Raw genomic sequence first — 23,646 nt, 5'->3', positions numbered from 1 at the left:
TAGCAGGCTTAACACCATGCAAGACCGCCGCCCCTTGCGAAGCGGCTCAAAACCAATCTATTACAATGTAGGGCGAGAGCAACCCCGCGGGTTTCACCCGCCCTACAATTTCCAAACAAGTCACGAACGTAGCTTAACCGCGCTGATCTGCGGGCACGTAATCACGTTTCGTCGCACCCGTGTATTGCTGACGTGGACGACCAATTTTCATGCCCGGATCCGCAATCATTTCATTCCAGTGGCTGATCCAGCCCACAGTACGCGCCAGTGCAAAGATCACAGTAAACATCGGCACAGGAATACCTAATGCAGACTGAACAATGCCTGAGTAGAAGTCGACATTTGGATACAGCTTGCGTTCAATAAAGTAGCTGTCTTCTAGCGCGATTCTTTCTAGTTCCATCGCCAGTTTGAACTTAGGATCGTCTTGCAGGCCCATTTCATTCAATACTTCGTAGCAAATACGGCGCATCACGCTGGCACGTGGGTCCATGTTTTTATACACACGGTGACCAAAGCCCATCAATTTATGCGTCTTGGCTTTTACGCCTTCCATAAAGGCCGGTACGTTTTCTACCGCACCAATTTCATCCAACATCAGCAATACGGCTTCGTTAGCACCACCGTGCGACGGGCCCCACAAGCAAGCGATACCCGCTGCGATACACGCAAACGGATTAGCACCAGACGAGCCAGCCAAACGAACCGTCGAGGTCGAAGCATTTTGTTCGTGATCGGCGTGCAGGGTAAAGATCACATCCAAGGCGCGAACCAGCACAGGGTTAGGTACGTATTTCTCGCACGGAGTCGAGAACATCATGTGCATAAAGTTGGCGGTATAGCTCAAGTCATTACGTGGGTAAACGAATGGCAGGCCTTGGTTGTAGCGGTAGCACATTGCGGCAATGGTCGGGATCTTAGAGATCAGACGGAACATCGCCACTTTGCGGTGCTCTTCATTGTTGATATCCAAGCTGTCTTGGTAGAAAGCAGACAAGGCACCGACTACACCCACCATCATCGCCATCGGATGCGCATCACGGCGGAAACCGTTAAAGAAACGGGTCAGTTGCTCATGCACCATGGTGTGGCTCATGACGGTCTTATTAAACACAACGCTTTGCTCTGGCGTTGGCAATTCGCCATTGATCAGCAGATAGCAAACTTCTAGATAATCGCTATGTTCTGCAAGCTGCTCAATCGGGTAACCACGGTAGTAAAGCTGGCCCAAGTCGCCATCGATATAGGTAATCTTGGATTCACAGCTTGATGTCGCCAAAAAGCCAGGATCGAAAGTAAACATACCGGTCTTGGAGAATGCACGAATATCTACCACATCCGGTCCAAGCGTACTCGGCAACACGGGCATTTCTAGCGAATCTTTGCCGTCGTTGTAAGTCAGTGTGACTTTCTTTTCCATATCAAATAGCTCCTGGGGTTTCGGTTAGTACCGCTTGTCGTTGTGCGTTTCGTACTTGCTCCAGCATCGGTCTAAGCCGCTCGTCTGGGCACTCTGTCTTGCAATTCAGGTAATCAAGCAGATCGTTATCAGAAAGTAAGAGAAGATCCTGAAAAAGAATCAAATCTGCTTTGGATAAAGTCGGAAGCACCTCTTTTACAAATTTTTCCAACTGTAAATCGACCTCTAAAAGGCCCCGACGCGAACGCCAGACTATCCGTTTCAATTCAATTTCATCCATCTAAGCCCACCCTTACCATCTCTTACGATCGAGCATTGGATATTTACAAACACCTAGAAACGTCTGTAGACACAGAGTAAAGACTAGAGAACACAGAGCCCACTGAGAAATACAAAACCTTCAAGCAAAGAGAAAAACCTTACCTCTTTTTTCTCTGTGTTCTCTGTGTCTACAGACCTTTATGTTTTTTTACCGCTGATTAGCTCATACGCTTAATCATTAAATCTTTGATCTTGCCGATGGCTTTGGTTGGGTTGAGTTCCTTAGGGCAAACATCAACACAATTCATAATGCTATGGCAACGGAACAAGCGATAAGGATCTTCCAGATTATCCAGACGCTCGTTGGTTTTTTCATCGCGGGTATCAGCAATAAACCGGTAAGCTGCCAGCAAACCAGCAGGGCCTACAAATTTATCTGGATTCCACCAAAATGACGGGCAAGCTGTTGAACAGCAAGCACACAAGATACATTCGTACAGGCCATCTAGCTCTTTACGATCTTCCGGCGACTGCAAACGTTCACGATCAGGCGGTGGATTATCGTTTTGCACATAGGGCTTAATCGAATGATATTGCTTAAAGAACTGCGTCATATCCACGATTAAGTCACGAATAACTGGCAAGCCCGGCAGCGGGCGAATCTCTACCGGTTGCTTCAGGCTGGCAATATCAGTAATACAGGCTAGACCATTTTTGCCGTTGATATTCATCGCGTCTGAACCGCAAATTCCTTCGCGGCAAGAACGGCGAAAGCTCAGGCTATCGTCTTGTGCTTTAAGGCGAACCAGACCATCTAACAGCTTTTTGTCAGATGGTTCGAGTTCAACATGGTAATCCTGCATGTACGGCTTAGCGTCCACATCAGGGTTGTAGCGATAGAGTTTGAAATGCATCTTCATCGTTTTGTCCTTAGTACACGCGTTTTTGCGGTGCGATGTAATCGACCGTCAGCGGCTTGGTATGAACTGGCTTGTAAGACAGCGTGCGTGTTTTGCCATCAAACATCGTGTGCTTCATCCACTCATCATGACGATCAGGGAAATCATCGTGCGCATGCGCACCACGGCTTTCCTTACGCGCTTCGGCACAAATCAAGGTAGCCACAGCCACTTCGATCAAGTTATCCAACTCCAGCGCTTCAATCCGCGCAGTGTTAAATACTTTGGATTTATCTTTGATTTGAGTGAGCTTGGCACGCTCGGCCACGGCTTTGATTTCTTCAACGCCCTTGGCAAGGTTCTCCGAGTTACGGAATACACCCGCACGCAGTTGAACCACTTTTTGCATGGCATTTCGTACATCCGCCACTTCTTCGCCGCCAGTTTGGTTTTCTAAACGAGCCAGACGAGCAAGGGAAAACTCAGCCGCATTGGCTGGCAATGGACGCAATTCTGGGCGCTCGTTCTTGATAAAATCAATAATTGAATTACCCGCCGCCTTACCAAACACCACCAAATCGAGCAGTGAGTTAGTACCCAAGCGATTCGCGCCGTGCACCGAAGCACATGCGCATTCGCCTGCGGCGTAAAAGCCTTTTACGCGCACTTCTGGATCGTCACCGATCGGGGCAATCACTTCGCCCTTATAGTTGGTCGGAATACCGCCCATCTGATAGTGGCAAGTTGGCACAACAGGGATTGGATCTTGAATCGGATCCACACCGGCAAATTTAATCGCAATTTCACGAATACCTGGCAGGCGTTGCTTAATGATGTCCGGGCCGAGGTGATCGAGTTTTAGCAACACATGGTCTTTTTCTTTACCACAGCCACGGCCTTCCAGAATTTCCAAGGCCATTGCACGGGAAACCACGTCACGGGACGCCAAGTCTTTGGCGTTCGGTGCATAGCGTTCCATAAAGCGCTCGCCCTCAGAATTGAGCAAGATGCCGCCTTCGCCGCGCACGCCTTCAGTAATCAATACACCTGCACCGGCCACGCCAGTTGGGTGGAATTGCCAGAATTCCATATCTTCCAGCGGGATACCTGCGCGCACGGTCATGCCGAGGCCATCGCCAGTATTGATAAAGGCATTGGTAGAAGCGGAGAAAATACGACCTGCGCCGCCAGTAGCAAACAACACCGCCTTGGCGTGGATAATCGACACTTCGCCAGTTTCCATTTCCAGCGCAGTTACACCCACCACTTCGCCTGCTTCATCACGAATCAGATCCAGCGCCATCCATTCCACAAAGAATTGAGTATTGGCGCGCACATTGCGCTGATACAGCGTGTGCAACATCGCGTGGCCAGTACGGTCGGCGGCAGCACAGGCGCGTTGCACCGGTGTCTTGCCAAAATCGGCCATATGGCCGCCGAATGGACGCTGATAGATCTTGCCGTTTTCCAAGCGATCAAACGGCATACCAAAGTGCTCAAGCTCCACCACGACTTCGGGCGCTTGACGACACATAAATTCAATAGCGTCCTGATCCCCCAGCCAATCCGACCCTTTAACGGTGTCGTACATATGCCATTCCCACTTGTCTTCTTGGACATTACCAAGAGAGGCGGAAATACCACCCTGCGCCGCAACAGTGTGCGAGCGGGTTGGGAACACTTTAGATAAAACAGCGGTTTTTAGACCGGCTTCAGAAAGCTGCAATGCGGCACGAAGGCCTGCGCCACCTGCACCCACAATGACAGCATCGAATTTACGAATAGGAACGGTCATCGCTTATGCACCCCACACAACTTTAATCATATAAACCAAGCTACCTGCCAGCCATAACAAGGTCAGCACGTGCATCGTTAAACGCAAACCAACATGCTGCAGGTAATCCATCCAGATATCACGAATCCCAACCCATGCATGCCAAAGCAATGCAAACAGGCTGACTGTGGTGACCACTTTTACCCAGGTACAGGCGAAAAGCTGCTGCCAGGCTTCAAATGAAGCGCCATTGGCCAGCAAAATAAACGCAACCACACCCAAGGTGTAAACCAGCATAATCACCGCGGTAACGCGCTGAACCAACCAATCCCGCAAGCCGTAATGGGCTCCGACTACCTCACGATTTACCATACCAACACTCCAATCACGACGGTCAGAGCCAGACTCACAACCAGCACCAGTTTTGCGGTGAGGCGTGCAGTTGGAAGATCCAGACCTTTATGAATATCCAGGAAAAGGAATCGAGTACCCGCACAAACATGGTGCAGATAGGCCCACAGAATACCAAGCAGGGCAATTTTCATGAGGGGATGTGAAATACAGGATCTGAATGCATCAAAACGCTCGGCAGAAGACAGGGAGCCTTCCAGAGCGTAGAGCATAAAGGGAATCGCCAGAAACATCAGCGCGCCACTGACGCGATGAAGAATGGAGATAATCCCTGGCAAGGGAAGACGAATCTTCGCTAGATCCAGGTGCTTGGGGCGTGTTTTTTGCATGCGCACTTCCTCTTTAAGTTTTACTTCTGCCAGTGTGCACGATCTGTTCCTTAAACCGTCCAACGTCACCGACCAGCCTTTTACTACTTACTCAACAACAACTCTGCCTTGGTGGGTTTCACCCCCAATCCTGTCAGTACAGCACACCACAAATATTGAATCATCGTAGGACGGGTGAAACCCGCGTACTTTTCAGCATTGCTCGCGGGGTTCACTCGCCCTACGAAAAACATTTCGCTTAGGCTGATAGGATGGGCTTTCACCCACCCTAAGCATGCTCAGGCGGCGCCTGAAACGCCAACTGCTCTGATCTAAACCAAGCCACGCTCCAGACCTGCGCTTTGCCATCAAAATCTCTGGCTAAGCGCACCAGCTGAAGCAAAGGTTAGTGCACTTCAACTTGCAATAATCTGGCTTCTGCACTGGCCGCGGGGATGGCCCGATAGCGTATTTCGCCATCTTTTAAACGCATCCCAAAATCACGCCAGCATAGTTCACGCAAATTGCCGCGTAACTCTCTAATTCTGCGCATTTCCAAATTCGGGAAATTAGCTTCCGGCAAAAACATCTCTTCGAGCCCAATCACAGCGCCTGCTACGCGCAATAAACGCCGCACCTGCCACAAGGCCGCACCGCGCCTTAAGCCCAAAATCTCTGCCAACTGCTCGCCCGCATGAATCCGCACACAACCGAGCATTTCAATTTTTGGCTTTTCACCGCCGTAGCCAGACAAAGGGACAAACAGGGCCTGCGCTAAAAAATCGCTCGCATCAGAAACAAAAGTGCCTACACCTTGCCGCCGGTACAGCACGCCATCGGCCACCAGCACATCTAAAGCTTTACGCACCGTGCCCTGACTGACGCCAAAACGATGCGCTAAATCATTTTCACTCGGTAAACTTTCATCAGTCCCCCACTCACCGGCGTCTACCGCTGTAGTGACTTCACGAATAACCTGACGATAAAGAGGGATGGCTGCAAGTTTGCTCATTGAGGATAGGTTGCTTTTTATCATGTTGTAGCATCATAGTCTACTACAGTCTTATATAAGACAAAAGATACACAACAATATATTTCATCTCTTGGCAAAACGCGCGCAAAGCGTGAAGACGCGTGATAAACTTTCATTGCTTGTCTTATGCAGCAGCTAAAATACACTTTAAACCGTGTAAAAATAAGCATGCGGGGTGTAGTTGCATCGTCATTTAATAAAAAAGCAACACGATAGGCTTGGGTTTTGCACTACAAAGAATAAGAAGTGAATTCGTTCAAACAACACTCTATTTAAGTGTCTGTTTTTTGTAAATTAAGCCGTCGTTTATCTTTTTAGAGTAAGAATTGAATCACCCCAGCATCGCTCACACACAAACCAATATCGGAGTCATCCACATGAAGTCACCTATTCGCGTTGCCGTTACCGGCGCTGCCGGCCAAATTGGTTATAGCCTCTTATTCCGTATTGCATCTGGCGCGATGCTGGGTGCGGATCAACCTGTGATCTTGCAATTACTGGATATCACCCCTTCATTGCCAGCATTGAATGGTGTGGTAATGGAACTGGATGACTGCGCGTTCCCACTACTGCAAGGCATTGTGCAAAGTGATGATCCAAAAGTCGCGTTTAAGGATGTAGACATCGCCCTTCTGGTTGGTGCACGCCCACGTGGCCCAGGCATGGAGCGTAAAGACTTGCTCGAAGCCAACGGCGCGATCTTTACCGCACAAGGTAAAGCATTGAATGAAGTGGCATCGCGTGACGTGAAAGTACTGGTAGTGGGCAATCCAGCCAATACCAACGCTTACATTGCCATGAAGAACGCGCCGGATCTTAACCCAGCCAACTTCACCGCCATGATGCGTCTAGATCACAACCGCGCTCTGACACAGATCGCTCAAAAGACCGGCAGTGTAGTAACTGATGTCAACAAGATGATCATCTGGGGTAACCACTCTGCTACCCAGTACCCTGATCTATTCCACGCAACAGTGAAAGGCCAAAGCGCTTCTGCCCTGATCAACGATCAAAAATGGTTAGAAACTGACTTTATTCCTACCGTTCAGCAACGTGGCGCAGCCATTATTAAGGCGCGTGGTTTGTCTTCAGCTGCTTCTGCTGCTAACGCTGCAATTGACCATATCCGTAACTGGGTACTGGGCACTGCAGACGGCGATTGGGTCACCATGGGTGTTCCAGCGAATGGCGAATACGGCTATAGCGATTTGATTTTTGGTTACCCAGTGACGTGTAAAGATGGTAAGTACACCATCGTTGAAGGCTTGGAAGTCAGCGACTTTAGCCGCACTCGCATGGATGCTAGCGCTAAAGAATTGTCTGAAGAGCGCGATGCAGTGAAGCACTTACTTGGTTAATTGAATCTGGCTTACAACAGGGGCTAGCCCCTGTTGTATAAAGTACAGCGTATTTAAGTGGTACAAAAAAAGGCGAACCCTAGGGTTCGCCTTTTTAATGCCAGCTAAAACTTACTTAGCCTTAATGGTATACAGGGCTGTTTTACCTGCTTCTACATGACCTGTCGCAAAATCAATCACGCTATCAAACTGATCCACATTGCTCAATACAACCGGGCTAATGATAGATACTGCATGTTGGGTCAGGTATTCAAGATCTAGCTCTAGCACCGCATCGCCCGCTTTCACGCGTGAGCCTTGCTCAAGCAGACGAGTAAAGCCCTTACCACCCAGCTTCACGGTATCCAGGCCCACATGCACAATCAGCTCAGCGCCGTTATCAGCAATCAATGCAAACGCGTGATTGGTATTAAAGATTTTAGCAATCACACCATCCACAGGTGCTACCACCAAATTGCTAGTCGGACGAATCGCCAAACCTTCACCCACCGCTTTGCTAGAGAACGCAGCATCTGGCACTTGCAGTAAAGTCACCACTTCACCGCTCATTGGCGCAAGTAAAACCAAATCGCCTGTTACTTTTTTTGCAATAGCAACCGGAGCAACAGCCGCATTAGCAACGGGCGCTGCTACAGGTGCTTCAACACTGATCCCTTTACCTGCCAATAGCTGGCTCATACGCGTTGCAATCAGCTCAGCCTTAGGCCCAACAATAATCTGAATATTTTGCTTATTGAGCTTAATTACACCGGACGCGCCAAGACGCTTAGCCGCGGCTTCGTCAACAATCGCGGTATCGTTTAGTGTTAAACGTAAACGTGTAATGCAAGCATCAATGGCTACAACATTTGAGCCACCGCCGATCAAGCTTACATAGGCATGCGCCAGCGAATCTGTATCACCACTAACAGGCGCATCATCTGCTGCCGCGCCTTCTTCTTCATCTTCCTGACCCGGCGTCTTCAGATTGAAGAACTTGATTGCAAAGCGGAAGCTGAAGTAATAAATAGCGAAGAATGCAAACCCTTGCACAATCAGCATCAGAATATCTTTAGCCAGCGGATTTTTAGTCGACAGCACCAAATCAACCAGACCTGCGCTGAAACCAAAACCAGCAATCCATTGCATGCTTGCAGCAATATAAACAGATACACCTGTCAACACCGCGTGCAGCAAATAAAGCAAAGGAGCTACAAACATAAAGGAGAATTCAAGCGGCTCAGTCACTCCGGTAAAGAACGCAGCAAAAGCAGCCGCAATCATCAGGGATGCAACACGTGCTTTGTTTTGCGGCTTAGCTGCGTGGTAAATAGCCAACGCTGCACCCGGCAAACCGAACATCATAATCGGGAAGAAACCCGCTTGATACATACCGGTTACACCCAATACGGCTTTACCTTCAGCAAGGGACTTAGCGCCACCCAGGAAGTTAGGAATATCGTTAATACCCGCAACGTCAAACCAGAACACGCTGTTCAAAGCGTGATGCAAACCAACTGGAATCAAGAGACGGTTAAAGAAGGCATAAATACCTGCACCAGCTGGGCCCATACCCATAATGCTTTCACCGAAATGCACCAAGCCGTTAAATACGATAGGCCAGATGTACATCAACGGGAAAGCAACAACCAGCATCACCACCGAAGTGACAATGGGCACTAAGCGACGGCCACTAAAGAAAGCCAAGGCTTTATGCAGCTCAACACCGCTAAAGCGGTTGTAGAGCTCAGCAGTAATCACACCCACCAAAATACCAACAAACTGGTTATTGATCTTGGCAAAGGCCTTAGGCACTTGATCCAAAGGAATACCTTGAATCTGAGAAACCGCAGCGGGTGACAACAACGTTGTCAGTACGTAAAAGCCAACCAAACCCGACAAAGCGGCCGCACCGTCTTTATCTTTCGACATACCGTAAGCAATACCTACGGCAAACAAAATCGACATATTGTCGATAATGGCAGCACCCGATTTGATCAGGAAAGCAGCTAATGCACTATTACTACCCCAGCCCGTTGGATCAATCCAATAACCGATACCCATTAAAATGGCGGCGGCGGGCAGCGTTGCCACTGGCACCATCAGCGCACGGCCGATTTTCTGTAAATAGCCCAGAATATTCATCACATCCCCTTTTTATCTTGCTCAAGCAACGAGTGTCAGCGTAGCTTTAATCGTTGAATACCCATTTTGAAGTGCAAGCTGGCAAAGTTGCGCAAAACTCGCAAACGAAACTAATCGATACACCTTACATCTTCAAACATGCTGGATTATTCACTGCACGGTAGTAATTGGCAATCAAAAGATAAACAAGCCGGTACTTTAAAATGACTTGTGCTAACAAATAACAAGAGCATGAAAAAGATAAAGCGCCACATTAAAATCATCAGGCAAACTTTACTCACATCAAACCAATGCTTTATCAATAAACAACAGCAAAAAACCTCATTATCAATCACTGATTTGTGCACATTGAAATCTACAGAACTCATCGTTTATCAGTATTGAGCTAACTCAAATGGCGAGATCATTTCACCCGCCACTTACTTTTCTTTACATTAATTGCCTTGTAGCAATACGAATAATGAGCCGCTGCAACAAATTATTACAAAGCCATCTGCAACTCGCAAAAAGAAACAGCTCGCAAGCGGGCTGTTTCTTTTTAAACACACATATATTTATTTGACATAAAACAAGAAAGACTTAAATCACTTATTTGTTTACATATTTTTCAAAGCGCTCCTGCGCTTCGCTTTCTTTCTCACCACCAAAAGCATGGGTGCTTTCAAACCACATGACATTAATCAAGCCAAATGCCAAGGCCAGCCCTACGCCAAGTATCCAAGAGAAATACCACATTATGCTCACTCCTTTGAGTACACCACTTCAAACCTCGCCACGGCGAGCTTTATTTGAAAGTGCTTTTTAATAACTATGCGTATCATTTTGCAGGCGCTCAACGGTCACCGGCCCACGCATCACCCGATACACCCAGGCCGTATAGACCATAATAATCGGCACGAAAATCACCACGACAGCCAGCATCACGCCTAAAGTTTTTTGGCTCGATACCGCATCCCACATCGTTAGGCTGGAGGCCGCGTCTAAAGTCGATGGCAAAATAAACGGAAACAAAGCAATCGCTGTAGTGCACAGCACACCGATACTCGCTATGCCGCTGAGTATAAAAGCCGTGTACTGATATCGCCGCCAGCTGGCAAAAGCCGCCAGCAGAGCAGCAAACACACCCGCTCCCGGCACCAGCCAAGCCCAAGGATAAAGGTTAAAGTTACTTAACCAAGCTCCTTTCACAATGGCGACCGTTTTATTCAGCGGATTTAACACATCCCCCACCGCCCCCATGCTAACAATCTGCCAAGCATCTAATTGCTTGATCCATACCCCACCCAAAGCAAACAAAATAGCCATTGTGCATCCGGTATAGATCGCCACACTGATTGCACGGCTTTGTACGGCCCCCCTGGTTTTGACCGCTAGAAACGTTGCGCCATGCAAAACCAGCATGGCAATCGCCACTAGGCCGCAATACAAGGAGAAGGGATTTAATAAATCATAAAAATGCCCTGCGTAACTTACCCTCAGGCTATCGTCAAATTGAAATGGCAAGCCGATAAATAAATTACCAATTGCCACGCCAAACACGAGCGTTGGCACAATACTGCCCACAAACAAAGCCCAATCCCAGCCATTGCGCCAGCGAGGGTCAGCTAATTTACTGCGGTAATCAAATCCTACCGGCCGTAAAAACAAAGCAAACAGCACAAACATGAGTGCCACATACATCACCGAAAATGCAGCAGCATAGAGCAGCGGCCAGGCAGCAAAGAGCGCCGCTCCAATGGTGACCAGCCAGACCTGATTTCCCTCCCAAGTCGGGCCTACTGAATTAATCACCAAGCGGCGCTCATCATCGGTCTTGCCCACAAAAGGCAAAAGAATCGCCACGCCTAAATCAAAACCACCGGTGAGCGTAAAACCGATGAGTAGAAAAAGCATCAGAGCCCACCAGATTAATTTTAATACTTCATAATCAAGCATGATTTTCCCTTAAGCGTGCGCAGCAGATTGTTCACCAAAATAGCGGCCCGTATGCAAACTGGCTGGCCCAAGCCGGATATATTTCAGCATTAAATACATTTCAATAAAAAATAATGCTGAATACATTAAAAATAAGCCTGCCATACTAAAGTGCAATTGCCCGGTACTTAACGCAGAGGCCGACATAAAGGTGGGTAAAATGCCCGATATGGTCCACGGCTGCCGGCCATATTCAGCCACGATCCAGCCCGCTTCAATGGCCACCCAAGGCAGAGGAATAGACCAGACAGCAAGGTGCAATAACCAGCGCTGCGGTGCGAGATTTCTTCTAGCCAAAAAGTAAAATGACATTGAAAAAATAAACAGGAATAACATTCCCAATCCAACCATCACGCGGAAAGACCAGAAAATAGGAGCAACATTAGGAATAGTATCGGCAGCTGCTGCTTTAATTTGTGCAGGCGTTGCATCCACCACATTGCTAGTGTATTTCTTTAGCAATAAGCCATAACCTAAATCTGCTTTATGTGCTTCAAAATCTGCTATTGCCGATTTATCCCCCGCCTTTAATCGTGTTAATGCGGCATAAGCCTGAATACCACTTTTAACCCTTTGCTCATACTCTATTTTTAAATCTTTAATACCGGTTACTTTTTCTGTTGTTGAACGGGTTGCAATTAAGCCCAGCGCATAAGGAATGCTGACTTCAAAATCAACACGCTCTTCTTTTTGATTGGGAATACCAAATAAAGTCAGCGAAGCAGGTGCAGGCTGAGTTTCCCATTGGCCTTCCATTGCAGCCAGCTTCACCTTTTGTACTTCACCCGTGGTGTATCCCGATTCATCGCCTAAAACAATCACCGATAAAATAGAAGCCAAGCCAAAGGCTGAAGCAATGGCGAAAGATCTAAGGGCAAAGCCGGTATCGCGCGCTTTTAATAAATACCAACTAGAAACACCCAATACAAACATCGATGCGGCCACATAACCCGCTGCCACGGTATGCACAAATTTAACCTGTGCGACAGGGTTAAAAAACACCTCCGCAAGATTGGTCAATTCCATACGCATGGTAATGTAATTAAATTCTGCCCCCACAGGATTTTGCATCCAGCCATTGGCAATTAAAATCCATAAAGCCGAAAGATTTGATCCCAGAGCCACTAAAAAAGTCACGCCCAAATGCTGTACTTTTGAAAGCCTGTCCCAGCCAAAAAAGAATAAACCTACAAAGGTTGATTCTAAAAAGAAAGCCATCATGCCTTCAATTGCCAGAGGCACGCCAAATATGTCACCCACATAATGCGAGTAATATGCCCAATTGGTCCCAAATTGAAATTCAAGGGTTAAGCCCGTCGTCACGCCCATTGCAAAGTTAATACCAAATAACTTGCCCCAAAAACGCGTCATGTCTTTATATATAACTTTGCCTGTCATGACATAGGCGGCTTCACAGATCACTAAAATCCATGACAAACCCATTGTTAAGGGCACAAATAAAAAGTGGAACATCGCAGTTAAACCAAATTGCATACGCGATAATTCCACCACTTCAGCGGCGGGGATCATAAAAATATCCTATGTATTTGGAGCGCTAAAAAATGATTTCACAATGACTTAAACATGCAGAATCATAAGAACATCTTATTTATTTTAAATACCACCCTATCACTTCATCATGACTCAAGCGATAAAAGTCATAAATCATCTTTAGAAAGGGATGCAGGGGCTGATGCAGCATTCATAAATCGCTCAGCGATCATGGGCTCCGGAACCAGCATATGCTTGGCAACCGGTTCAGAAAAAAAGCTTTTCCAGATCACAAATAACAAGGCCACTTTAATCAGCAGCACGATGGTGATTTCCTGCCACAAAGGTATATGCTTCGCTATTCGCATCGTGTTACTCCCGTTTAGCCGGACGCAGATGCCCGGCAAAGCTCAAGACTTTCTGCACTTTTGAGCCTAAGCGCATTAAGTTTTCTAGGGTTTCCGGTGAAAGATGCTGCACCTCATCAAACCAGCCGGTGGCCAGCTCGATCAGCTCGTGCATTTCACGCATGCGCTGCTGGGCGTGCCGATCTTCATCGCTTATTGCCTCATCCATCAGTGCATCACGCAGCAGAGTGAGCGTGGGCTCAATTTCCCGCTTACGCTTCTCTTCTACAAGTGATCTGAAAATCTCCCACACATCCTTGGGCGTTTCAAAGTAATCGCGCCTATCCCCCGGCTTATGCACTAATTTGCATAACTTCCAGGACAGCAGCTCCTTCATGCCCATGCTGACATTTGAGCGGGAAAAGCCGAGCTGTTCGGCAATTTCATCGGAATTTAAAGCTTTAGGGGAAAGGAACAGCAGCGCATACATTTGCCCTACCGTGCGGTTCACTCCCCAACGGCTGCCCATTTCGCCAAAGTGCAAAACAAAACGCTCGTTGATCGGTGAGAGGTTCATGAAGTTTTCCAATTTTCAGTAATTACTGAAATTATAAGAACTTCTTTGATTCTACGCAATGCAAAACTCAAGCCACAAGTGCATGCATGTGAAAAATGCGCGCCAAACCCCGGAAAACCATTCACAGATGGCCGTACTGCAACGTCATCATTCAGCTACAACTAGATCTGTGCCTATTTTTTACAGATGTAAGCTTATTTTGGAGACAATCAATGCAAAACCCTGTTGAAGAGATTTTGGAAAGAGTTATTTTTCAGAGCAGATGGCTGCTCGCGCCATTTTATCTAGCGCTGATTCTTGGCTTGCTGGCTCTGTTTGCCAAAATGATCAAAGAGTTATTGGGTATGTTTAATGCGCTGATTAATTCAGACGGCAATCTGATCATTGCCATTTTGGGGATGGTGGATGTGACTTTAGTGGCAAATCTATTATTAATCGTGATTTTTAGCGGCTATGAAAATTTTATTTCCAAACTCGATATCGCGCATAGCTCGGTAGACAAACCATCATGGATGGGAAAAGTGAGCTATGCCGATTTAAAACTCAAGCTAATTGGCTCAATTGTGGCCATTTCAGCCATTGATTTGCTTAAAGCATTTATGAATATCAAATCCGTAAATCATACCGAGCTGGCATGGCTAATTGGCATTCACCTTACCTTTGTGGTTTCAGGAGTTATGTTTGCCATTATGGATAGAATTGCTGCGGGAAGCCCCAAGCACTAAAACCAAACGGGTTTATACTTAGCTAAGCTGCAAAAAAAATGACTGCTTAAAAATAAGGCAGTCTTTTTTTTCACTTATTAATCATAGCGCTCATACACTTATCCACATCTTATCCTTGTTTAAACTGCCTCAAAAGGTGGATAAAAAAATCAACGTGGGCGCGGGCGCGTATTGAACTCATCATTCATGCGCTGCTCATTGCGCAATTCTTTTTGCATTTCTGCTGATAAATGCCGCTGTTTTAAAGCCTCAAATGCTTTTACTTTTTTCTCGCATTCCAGCCATGCATCCCGCTGAGCCTCATATGCTACCAGCAAGCGATCAATTTCTTGTTGCTGTACCAGGGCCACATCATCCAGTTTTGCCAAAAACAATTGAAAATCACGCCACTGGATAATACTCATCCCACCCTGACCGCTATCCAGCAAGCGCGCACGGTATTCAACGCGGTATTGATCTACCTGATCCAGCTTGCCTTGCGCACCCAGCCAGTGGGACTGAGCAGTCTGCATCCGGCGAGCAGCCTCTTCACGCGCATCAATGGCAAGCTCTAGTAAAAAGGCAAAACGAAATTGAGCCACGGCTAAAACTCCTGAAACTTGCAGCCTGTCGAACTTAGGCTGATCTACTGCGGAAAGGCCGGATTTGGCCAGATTTCACGCATTTTTTCGTTGAATAGCCAGCTATTCGCCTCAAAAATCCGTGAAATCTGTCTCAAACCGGCCTTTCCCTCGCTACGATCGCCTAAGTCCAACAAGCTGCTAGTCGATCACATCAAGAGCTGATAGAGCTTCATTCTAGCCCCATCATAGCGTTCGCACTCGGCAATACCTTGTTGCAAGAAGGCTTCAAAGCTAGGATTACGCCGAATGGCTTCATCCAGCACCGGATCAGAGCCTGGCACATAAGCCCCTACACTGATTAAATCCCGGCTGCGCTGATAGCGGGAATAGAGGTATTTAAAACGGCGTACTACAGCGAATTCTTCGGGCGAAATAATATCGTTCATCACCCGGCTAATCGATGCTTCGATATCAATTGCTGGGTAATGCCCAGCTTCCGCCAACTGGCGGCTAAGCACAAAGTGACCATCCAAAATTGCCCGTGCATTATCGGCAATCGGGTCTTGCTGATCGTCGCCTTCAGATAAAACGGTATAAAAAGCAGTAATCGATCCTCCGCCCGCTTCAGCATTGCCCGCACGCTCTACCAGCTGAGGCAAACGAGCAAAAACGGATGCCGGATAGCCTTTAGTGGCGGGCGGCTCGCCCACGGCCAAGGCAATTTCACGCTGCGCCATGGCATAGCGTGTCAGCGAATCCATAATCAGCAGCACATGCTTGCCCTGATTTCTAAAATACTCGGCAATCGAAGTGGCATAAGCCGCTCCATAAAGCCGCAATAAAGGCGGCGTATCGGCAGGCGCTGCCACGACGACCGAGCGCTTTAAGCCTTCATCACCCAGAATATTCTCAATAAAATCTTTCACTTCACGGCCACGCTCGCCAATCAAGCCCACCACCACCACATCGGCCGTGGTATAGCGTGCCATCATGCCCAGCAACACCGATTTGCCCACACCAGAGCCTGCAAACAGACCCAAACGCTGACCTCGTCCAACCGTTAGCATGGCATTAATCGCCCGCACCCCCACATCCATCACATGCTTCACGGGCTCACGCGTCATCGGGTTGTAGGGGCGTGCAAACAGCGGCATATAATCGTCGTGCTCGATTCGGCCTTTGCCATCAAGTGGCCTGCCTAAGCCGTCTAAAACGCGGCCAAGTAGGCCCCAGCCTACCGGCATCTGACGGCCATGATCTTCTAAACGGCGCTGAGGCGGACGTGGATGACCATAATCAGGCACCCACGCTTCTACATCTTCATGCGGCACCACCTGCGCGCCAGGCTCTACACCATAGATTTCGGCAATCGGCATTAAGAAAAGACGATCTTCATTAAAACCGACCACCACCGCCTCGACCGAAGCGCCGCTAGGCGTCATCACATCGCAGGACGAGCCAATGGCCAAGCGCAAGCCCACGGCCTCAAGCACCAAACCCGATACTCTAACCAAGCGCCCACGCGGCAGCCATGGGCGCATCCAGCGTACCGCGTCTTTACAATCGGCTAGATACTGGCTGCAGCCATGCAGTGCTTCACTCATGAGGATCGGATTCAGTCGATGTTTCTTGAACGGCAGCGGGGAGTTCTTCTGCCAAAGCAGGATCTACTGAAGCAGAAACCTCCTCAGCAGCAAGAGGCGCTAACACATCCTCATCAAGGAGCGCAGGCTTCACATCCGCGGCAGGGGATACAAGATGCTCCTCGCGCGCATTCCATGCTAAATCACCGCGATCATTGCGACCTAAAACACGCAAGATATTTTGCCAGCGCACCGGCAGAGATAAATCAACCGCAGAATCAGGCGTATCAATCCGGCAACCGCCCGCTTCGATATGCGGATCGGCCAATAAACGCCAAGTATCACTAGGCAGATCGCCCCCCAACATGCCAGCGATAGCGGTTAAATCTTCGGGGTTTAAAAAGACACGCGAAGGGGATCGTGCAGCAGGCAGGCTTGCCAATACTTCGCGCAAAATAGGCAATAAACGCTCCGGCGCATGATTTAATTCTTCTCTCACCATTTGCCGCGCAATCACGACGGCCAGATCAAGCACTTCATTGGACAACACCGCTTCTGCTTTTTGCAATGTAGTTTCAACGCTGGCCAATACTGCACGCAGGCGATTTGCTTCATCCTCGGCCACCAAGCGCCCAGCCTCTAAGCCCGCCTCAAAACCTTCGCTTTGCGCCTGTTGGGCAATCGCTTCTATCTCTTCTGCCGTAGGAAAAGAAACATCGGCACTTGAAACATCGGCCGATTCTGCGGGCAGCCGCTCTTCACCTTCTGATTCAGCGCTTAAATCACCTTCAGCATCTTGCGCATCGGGCTCATCCAGAGGCTCATCGATGACTTCTACTTGCTCGATTGCTACAGCCTCTGCCTCTGCCTCTGCCTCGTGCAAAGAAGCTAACTCCCATTTTTCCCAAGCACTTAATTGCTCGCGTGGAATCACGCGTGGATTACTCATTATTCAACCAATCCTTCATCACCCTTACCACCCAGCACAATCTGACCTTCATCGGCCAAACGGCGAACAATTTTAAGGATTTCTTTCTGCTCAGCTTCAACTTCAGATAATTTAACCGGCCCGCGCGCTTCTAAATCATCGCGCAACATTTCGGCAGCTCGTGAAGACATATTTTTAAAGATTTTTTCTTTAAGCGCCTGGCTGGTTCCCTTAAGAGAAATCACTAAGGAATCAGATTGAATTTCGCGCATCAACAGCTGAATACCCCGATCGTCAATATCCAGAATATTGTCGAAGGTAAACATCTTGTCTTGAATTTTTTGGGCCAGCTCAGGATCGTAATCACGCACACTGGCGATCGCCGAAGCTTCAACCACGCCGCCCATAAAGTTAAGAATATCGGCCGCCATTTGCACGCCACCCATAGCGCTTTTCTTGAGCTTATCGGTGCCTGACATTAATTGAGTCAACACATCATTGAGTTCTTTCAAGGCAACCGGCTGCACGCCTTCTAGCGTAGCAATCCGCAGCAATACATCATTACGCTGACGCTCAACAAAATAACTCAGGATTTCGGACGACTGATCTGATTCTAAATGCACCAGAATAGTGGCAATAATCTGCGGGTGCTCGTTTTTAATCAGCTCGGCAACGGCCGATGAATCCATCCATTTTAACGATTCAATCCCGTTATTATCATTGCCTTGTAAGATGCGATCGAGCAAATTGGCTGCTTTATCAGTGCCCAGAGCCTTGGTCAATACCGAGCGAATATATTCATCCGCAGCACCTAAATTGGCACGATTTTGCGTTGAAGCAATAAACTCCGCCAAGACCACGTCAATCTCTTCACGTTTAACGGCATCCATTCCGGCCACCGCAAAACCCAACTTCTGCACTTCCTTAGGCCCTAAAAATTTAAACACTTCAACGGCAACATCTTCGCCTAAGGTCATCAATAAAAGAGCGCTTTTACGCACTCCTTCTTCACTTATATCGGCAGCCATGGTTTGCTCCTCAAGGCGCTTTAAATATCATAAAACGGCTGCTCTGCTGCAGTTCAGGCTAAGGCTTCTTATTAGGATCTCCGCCCTTATCATCCGCATTCAGCATCCATTCGCGCAAGATGGTCGCAACCATACGCGGATCATCTTTGGCCAGCTCTTTAGCCTGCTGCAAGAGCTCGGCGTAAGCGGCCATACGGTTCTGATTTTCATCCTCTTCAGGATTTTGCTCATCCGCACTTAATCTCTCGCCATCTGGCCCAAGCGTCTCGCCAAAGTCCAATTCTTGAATACGTGCTTCTTCACGCGTTTTTGCCATGTCTTTCATCAGCGGACGCAGCACAAAGAACAACAAATAAAGCACAACAATGGCAATCAATGCCAATTTACCCACATCGGTGGCATTGGTTTGAATATACGCCAACGCCTTATCCTGCATTTTCTTCTCTTCAAGCGGTAAAGAATCAGCAAATGCCGCATTCACCACATTGACAGAATCACCACGCTCCTTGTTGTACCCTATCGCCTCACGCACCAAATTATTGATTTGCGTCATTTCTTGCGGGCTAAACGGCAGATAAGTCATCTTCCCTGTTTTATCTTTACCGGGCTTGTAGTTAAGTACAACAGCAGCAGAAAGGCGCTTTACTCCCCCTACCTGTTGCTTCACATGCTGAATGGTTTTATCCACTTCATAGTTAATGGTGGCTTCTTTACGGCTATTAGCCGTGCCCGTAACGCCAGCTTCAGAAGCGCCAGAAGCCGTAGGGGCCGTAATCGGCGCGGCAGCCGCACCTGGCGGCTGATTCGATAATGCCCCTGGCACACCACCTGCTAATTCATTACTGGATTTACCCTGCTGATCCAGCGTTTGCTGGCTGCGCATTGCCGAGCTATTGGGCGGAGAATTAGGTTTAAAAGACTCTGATGTTTGCTCGACCTCTGCAAAATCAATTTGTGCCGTGATTTCCGCTTTTACATTTTCTTTGCCCACCAATGGCGCAAGAATGGTTTCAACGCGCTCAACAAAGCCTTTTTCTACATGCTGTACATAAAGTAATTGGCGCGGATCTAAATTGTTCTGGCTCATTTCAGGCAATTTAGATAATAAATTACCGTCCTGATCCACAATGGTCACATTTTTAATCGGTAGCTCTGGCACGCTGGATGAAACTAAATGAATAATCCCTGCCACTTGACCGCCATCCAGAATTCGTCCCGGATGCAGCGTCAGCATCACAGAAGCCGTTGGCTTTTGCTGATCGCGTAAAAAAACTGTTTGCTTAGGCATGGCCAAATGCACACGGGCTTTGCCCACTGAAGCCACCGTTTCAATTGAACGCGCTAATTCGCCTTCAATTGCGCGCTGATAATTAACCTGCTCTGCAAATTGCGAGACACCAAATTTTTGATTGTCTAAAAGCTCAAACCCGGCATTGCCCGATTTAGGCAATCCTTGTGCGGCAAGCTTTAGTCTAACGTCATAAATTTTATCGGCAGTAACAGAAATGGTGCCGCCCGGATCCAGCTTATAGGGCACATTCATTTGTTGCAGGGATTGAACGATGGCACCGCCATCTTTATCGGGGATATTGGTAAAAAGAACCCGATAAGCTGGTTCTTTTGACCACAGCATATTGCCAACAATTAAAGCAATCACAGCTGCGACGGCAATCATCAGGCCAATCTTTCGCCCAGAAGACATCGCAGCGAAGCGCTCACGCGCCACCCCGAAGCCTCTTGCTGTGATCAGATTATTATCTGCCGCTGCACTTACCTCTGCCATACGTCGAAATCCCATGCAGGCTTTAAAGAGCCTGTCTAAATTCTAGTCTAAATATTTCATCGATGCTTTCACGAAATATTCAGGCCAGCTAAGGCTCTGAACAAAACCCGGGCTTTAGACCTGCATACTCATGACTTCCTGATAAGCACTGACTAGCTTATTGCGCACCTGCACCATCGTTTGAAAAGAAAGGCTGGCTTTTTGTAACGATACCATCACATCTTGCAAATTAGCTTCCGGCGCTCCGGATTGAAACGCGAGTTGCTGTGCTTGAGCATCTTGCTGTACCTGATTTACTTGATCCAAGGAGGATTTAAGCATAGACGCAAAATCCGGCGCGCCCGCAACGGGCTGTGCCTGTGATGCAGCCTGCCCCCCTGCAAGTGCAGACATCGCTTTTAGTTCGCCAAGAACCTGATCGATTCCTTGCACGCTCATGACTTATATCCCCTTTTAAGCAGTTAATCAATTGATCTGGCTATGAACACCAGCCTAAGCCTTGATGTCAGTAAAAAAATACCAAACGCCTTTGATTAATGCCTTGTTTTAAATTGTAGGTGCTTAGACTTAGCTACTGCAAGCAATTCCTGAGCCACCTACGACTCAAATAGATAAATCCGGGTTTTGTTCTCGATACTGCTGCAGTTTATAACGCAAGGTTCTTTCACTCATCCCCAGCTTTTCTGCGGTCGATTTACGTGCCCCACCCAGCGACTTGAGTGTTTCCAATATATGCCTTTTTTCCAGCTCTTTGATATCGCTCACGACAACCGGCGAGTCAGGCAGCGGCAAGACCTCGGCCACAAGCGTTGTACCGGCAATATTTGCCGCCTTAGCCGCTCCGTGCTGCGGCAAATACAGATGGTCGGCCGCAATTTCGTCCCCAGGGGCCAGAATAAGCGCACGCTGCATCACATTATCTAGTTCCCGGATATTTCCTTCCCACGCATTCGCTAAAAGTGCAATCTCCGCCCCTAATGACAAAACCGGCACACGGCGCTTTTGTCTTGAGGCATGCCTTGCCAGCATCGCTTTTGCCAAGGGCAAAATATCACTACGCCGCTCACGCAAGCTTGGCAAATGCAAAGGAAAAACATTCAAGCGATAAAATAAATCTTCACGAAAACGCCCTGCGGCTACTTCCAACTTCATATCGCGATTAGATGTTGCCAAGACCCGAATATCAATCCGAATCGGCTTACTCCCCCCCACCCGCTCTACTTCACGCTCTTGCAATACCCTTAGCAATTTAGCCTGTAAAGCCAGCGGCATTTCTGAGATTTCATCGAGCAATAAAGTGCCGCCATTGGCTTGCTCAAACTTCCCTAGGTGCTGGCTTGCCGCCCCCGTAAAAGCACCTTTTTCATGCCCGAACAAGGTGGATTCTAATAACTGCTCAGGAATTGCAGCACAATTAATCGCGACAAAAGGGCGATGCGCCCGCTCGCTATTACGGTGCAAAAATTGCGCCAAAACTTCTTTACCCGTACCCGACTCTCCCGTAATCATGACGGAAGCATCGGACAGCGCTACGCGCCGCGACATTTCTAATAAGTTCAGCATGGCCGGGTCTTCAGCAATGACTTCTTCATCATCACTATCTGGCAACATGTATTTAGCCACTTCCTGAAGCAGGCGATCAGGCTCAAAAGGCTTAGGTAGATAATGGCAAGCGCCAGAATGCAAGGCAGCCACGGCTTTTTCGATAAGCCCATAGGCGGTCATTAAAATAACCGGCAGATAAGGGTAAAGCAGCTTGATTTCCTGCAGCAGTGTTTCGCCATCCATAGGCTGCATTTGCACATCAGACAACACCAAGCCCACACGATTTTTTTCTAACACACTGAGCGCATCGCCGCCTTCTTCGGCCACTAAAACAGCGTACCCTCCCAGCTCAAGCGTATCGGCCAGCGCTTCTCTCAGGCTATCGTCATCTTCAACAATTAAAATCGGTAAGCTCATCAGGTCTTTCACTTTCAAATTCGTACATTACGCCCGCCATGCAGCGTTAAAAATGCCAGCACACGAGTAGAAATATCTTTAAGCGGCAGTATTTCATGCACGCCGCCCAGCGCAATGGCTTCTTTGGGCATACCAAACACCACGCAACTCGCTTCATCCTGCGCGTAGTTATATGCACCTGCCTGCTTCATTTCCAGCATGCCCACAGCACCATCTTTGCCCATACCCGTCAGAATCACACCAATTGCATTCTTGCCGGCCAGATTAGCCACCGATCTGAATAAAACATCCACGGAGGGGCGATGACGGTTAACCGGCTCTCCCTGCGAAAGATGGCAAACATAATTGGCGCCAGACACCCCAAGCATTAAGTGAGAATGGCCAGGTGCAATATAGGCGTGCCCGGGCAAAACACGTTCGCCGTGCTCTGCTTCTTTAACCGTGATGCGGCATAAAGAATTCAGCCGATTAGCAAACGATTTAGTAAACATTTCCGGCATGTGCTGAGCAATCAATATTGCGGGTGCATCAGGCGGCATGGGCATTAAAAATTCTTTAAGGGCTTCAGTTCCCCCTGTGGATGCGCCCACAATGATCAGCTTTTCTGTTTTTAATATCGGCCGGGACACTTTAGAGAGAACCACATCTGCTGAATTATTTGGCATCACATTGCTGCTAAACATGGGTTTCACTTTTGCCCCCGCTGCGCAACGTATTTTTTCCCGAATATCATCGGCATATCCTTGAATTCCACGCACAATATCTAATTTTGGCTTGGCAATAATATCTACAGCGCCTAGCTCTAAGGCGCGAAGAGCCGCTTCTGAACCTTGTTCAGTTAAAGAGGATATCATAATCACTGGTGTGGGTTTAAGCCGCATTAAGCGCTCAAGGAATTCCAGCCCGTCCATTTTAGGCATTTCGATGTCTAGCGTAATCACGTCGGGGTTTAGCTGGCGAATTTTTTCTCTGGCAATAATAGGATCAGGTGCGGTGGCAATGCATTCTAAATCTGTCGTTTCATTAATAATTTCTGTTAATAGATTCCTCATTAGTGCGGAATCATCAATCACAATCACTCGTATCTTTTTTTTCAT

The 23,646-nt window shown here is 48.0% G+C and carries 23 protein-coding genes; 2 read left to right on the top strand and 21 right to left on the bottom strand.

Annotated features, from left to right (window positions below; all coding sequences use genetic code 11):
- Positions 1-133: 133 nt before the first annotated feature.
- From gltA to ACFQNF_RS05095, 7 genes are all read right to left on the bottom strand, one after another.
- Entirely contained in the window at positions 134-1,420 is a 1,287-nt protein-coding gene (gene gltA, locus ACFQNF_RS05125; protein ID WP_380186620.1) for a citrate synthase, read from the bottom strand.
- A 1-nt stretch (position 1,421) separates the two neighbouring features.
- The gene (locus ACFQNF_RS05120) at positions 1,422-1,700 is read right to left on the bottom strand and encodes an FAD assembly factor SdhE (protein ID WP_380186619.1); all 279 of its coding nucleotides are present in this window, start codon (positions 1,698-1,700) and stop codon (positions 1,422-1,424) included.
- A 199-nt stretch (positions 1,701-1,899) separates the two neighbouring features.
- Positions 1,900-2,595, bottom strand: coding sequence for a succinate dehydrogenase iron-sulfur subunit (locus tag ACFQNF_RS05115; RefSeq protein ID WP_380186699.1), 696 nt, complete (start codon positions 2,593-2,595; stop codon positions 1,900-1,902).
- Between the two features lie 16 nt (positions 2,596-2,611).
- Complete coding sequence (sdhA, locus tag ACFQNF_RS05110) at positions 2,612-4,375, bottom strand: succinate dehydrogenase flavoprotein subunit (protein WP_380186618.1); 1,764 nt, start codon at positions 4,373-4,375, stop codon at positions 2,612-2,614.
- A 3-nt stretch (positions 4,376-4,378) separates the two neighbouring features.
- On the bottom strand, positions 4,379-4,726 hold the full coding sequence (gene sdhD, locus ACFQNF_RS05105; protein WP_380186616.1) for a succinate dehydrogenase, hydrophobic membrane anchor protein: 348 nt from the start codon (positions 4,724-4,726) through the stop codon (positions 4,379-4,381).
- Positions 4,720-5,094, bottom strand: coding sequence for a succinate dehydrogenase, cytochrome b556 subunit (sdhC, locus tag ACFQNF_RS05100; RefSeq protein WP_380186614.1), 375 nt, complete (start codon positions 5,092-5,094; stop codon positions 4,720-4,722). The genes sdhD and sdhC overlap by 7 nt, the downstream gene beginning before the upstream one ends.
- Positions 5,095-5,479: 385 nt before the next feature.
- Positions 5,480-6,085, bottom strand: a complete 606-nt coding sequence (locus tag ACFQNF_RS05095) for a GntR family transcriptional regulator (protein WP_380186612.1) — start codon at positions 6,083-6,085, stop codon at positions 5,480-5,482.
- Positions 6,086-6,483: 398 nt separating this feature from the next.
- On the opposite strand from ACFQNF_RS05095, the gene ACFQNF_RS05090 reads away from it, so the two are divergent.
- Positions 6,484-7,464: a malate dehydrogenase gene (locus ACFQNF_RS05090; protein WP_380186610.1), complete on the top strand. Its 981-nt coding sequence runs from the start codon at positions 6,484-6,486 to the stop codon at positions 7,462-7,464.
- Between the two features lie 111 nt (positions 7,465-7,575).
- On the opposite strand, the gene nagE is transcribed toward ACFQNF_RS05090, so the two are convergent.
- From nagE to ACFQNF_RS05060, 6 genes are all read right to left on the bottom strand, one after another.
- On the bottom strand, positions 7,576-9,588 hold the full coding sequence (gene nagE / locus ACFQNF_RS05085; protein ID WP_380186608.1) for an N-acetylglucosamine-specific PTS transporter subunit IIBC: 2,013 nt from the start codon (positions 9,586-9,588) through the stop codon (positions 7,576-7,578).
- A gap of 588 nt (positions 9,589-10,176) precedes the next feature.
- Entirely contained in the window at positions 10,177-10,323 is a 147-nt protein-coding gene (gene cydX / locus ACFQNF_RS05080; RefSeq protein WP_380186607.1) for a cytochrome bd-I oxidase subunit CydX, read from the bottom strand.
- 66 nt (positions 10,324-10,389) lie between these two features.
- Positions 10,390-11,523, bottom strand: coding sequence for a cytochrome d ubiquinol oxidase subunit II (cydB, locus tag ACFQNF_RS05075; RefSeq protein ID WP_380186606.1), 1,134 nt, complete (start codon positions 11,521-11,523; stop codon positions 10,390-10,392).
- Between the two features lie 9 nt (positions 11,524-11,532).
- Positions 11,533-13,092 (bottom strand): cytochrome ubiquinol oxidase subunit I, encoded by a 1,560-nt coding sequence (locus ACFQNF_RS05070; RefSeq protein ID WP_380186604.1) that lies wholly within the window; start codon positions 13,090-13,092, stop codon positions 11,533-11,535.
- A gap of 128 nt (positions 13,093-13,220) precedes the next feature.
- Positions 13,221-13,421 (bottom strand): cytochrome oxidase putative small subunit CydP, encoded by a 201-nt coding sequence (gene cydP, locus ACFQNF_RS05065; protein WP_380186602.1) that lies wholly within the window; start codon positions 13,419-13,421, stop codon positions 13,221-13,223.
- Between the two features lie 4 nt (positions 13,422-13,425).
- Positions 13,426-13,977, bottom strand: a complete 552-nt coding sequence (locus tag ACFQNF_RS05060; RefSeq protein WP_380186601.1) for a GbsR/MarR family transcriptional regulator — start codon at positions 13,975-13,977, stop codon at positions 13,426-13,428.
- Positions 13,978-14,189: 212 nt separating this feature from the next.
- Here ACFQNF_RS05060 and ACFQNF_RS05055 point away from each other — a divergent pair, with 212 nt between their 5' ends.
- Positions 14,190-14,702, top strand: coding sequence for a TIGR00645 family protein (locus ACFQNF_RS05055; RefSeq protein WP_046351216.1), 513 nt, complete (start codon positions 14,190-14,192; stop codon positions 14,700-14,702).
- Between the two features lie 149 nt (positions 14,703-14,851).
- On the opposite strand, the gene fliJ is transcribed toward ACFQNF_RS05055, so the two are convergent.
- The 8 genes from fliJ to ACFQNF_RS05015 form a co-directional block, all read right to left on the bottom strand.
- Positions 14,852-15,283: a flagellar export protein FliJ gene (gene fliJ / locus ACFQNF_RS05050; RefSeq protein ID WP_380186599.1), complete on the bottom strand. Its 432-nt coding sequence runs from the start codon at positions 15,281-15,283 to the stop codon at positions 14,852-14,854.
- A 188-nt stretch (positions 15,284-15,471) separates the two neighbouring features.
- Positions 15,472-16,869 (bottom strand): flagellar protein export ATPase FliI, encoded by a 1,398-nt coding sequence (gene fliI, locus ACFQNF_RS05045; protein WP_380186598.1) that lies wholly within the window; start codon positions 16,867-16,869, stop codon positions 15,472-15,474.
- Complete coding sequence (locus tag ACFQNF_RS05040; protein ID WP_380186597.1) at positions 16,862-17,797, bottom strand: flagellar assembly protein FliH; 936 nt, start codon at positions 17,795-17,797, stop codon at positions 16,862-16,864. The genes fliI and ACFQNF_RS05040 overlap by 8 nt, the downstream gene beginning before the upstream one ends.
- Positions 17,797-18,792: a flagellar motor switch protein FliG gene (gene fliG, locus ACFQNF_RS05035; protein WP_046351343.1), complete on the bottom strand. Its 996-nt coding sequence runs from the start codon at positions 18,790-18,792 to the stop codon at positions 17,797-17,799. Before fliG ends, ACFQNF_RS05040 begins: the two co-directional genes overlap by 1 nt.
- A gap of 70 nt (positions 18,793-18,862) precedes the next feature.
- Positions 18,863-20,587 (bottom strand): flagellar basal-body MS-ring/collar protein FliF, encoded by a 1,725-nt coding sequence (fliF, locus tag ACFQNF_RS05030; RefSeq protein WP_380186595.1) that lies wholly within the window; start codon positions 20,585-20,587, stop codon positions 18,863-18,865.
- A gap of 114 nt (positions 20,588-20,701) precedes the next feature.
- A complete protein-coding gene (gene fliE / locus ACFQNF_RS05025; RefSeq protein ID WP_046351211.1) occupies positions 20,702-21,025 on the bottom strand; it encodes a flagellar hook-basal body complex protein FliE in 324 nt (107 codons plus the stop codon).
- 165 nt (positions 21,026-21,190) lie between these two features.
- On the bottom strand, positions 21,191-22,552 hold the full coding sequence (locus ACFQNF_RS05020; RefSeq protein ID WP_465262204.1) for a sigma-54-dependent transcriptional regulator: 1,362 nt from the start codon (positions 22,550-22,552) through the stop codon (positions 21,191-21,193).
- A gap of 11 nt (positions 22,553-22,563) precedes the next feature.
- The gene (locus ACFQNF_RS05015; protein WP_380186592.1) at positions 22,564-23,646 is read right to left on the bottom strand and encodes a protein-glutamate methylesterase/protein-glutamine glutaminase; all 1,083 of its coding nucleotides are present in this window, start codon (positions 23,644-23,646) and stop codon (positions 22,564-22,566) included.

It is taken from the genome of Iodobacter arcticus, assembly GCF_042664895.1.
GTDB lineage: Bacteria > Pseudomonadota > Gammaproteobacteria > Burkholderiales > Chitinibacteraceae > Iodobacter > Iodobacter arcticus.
Note: the sequence above shows the minus strand (reverse complement) of the source record. Positions and strands in the feature narration are given on the sequence as shown.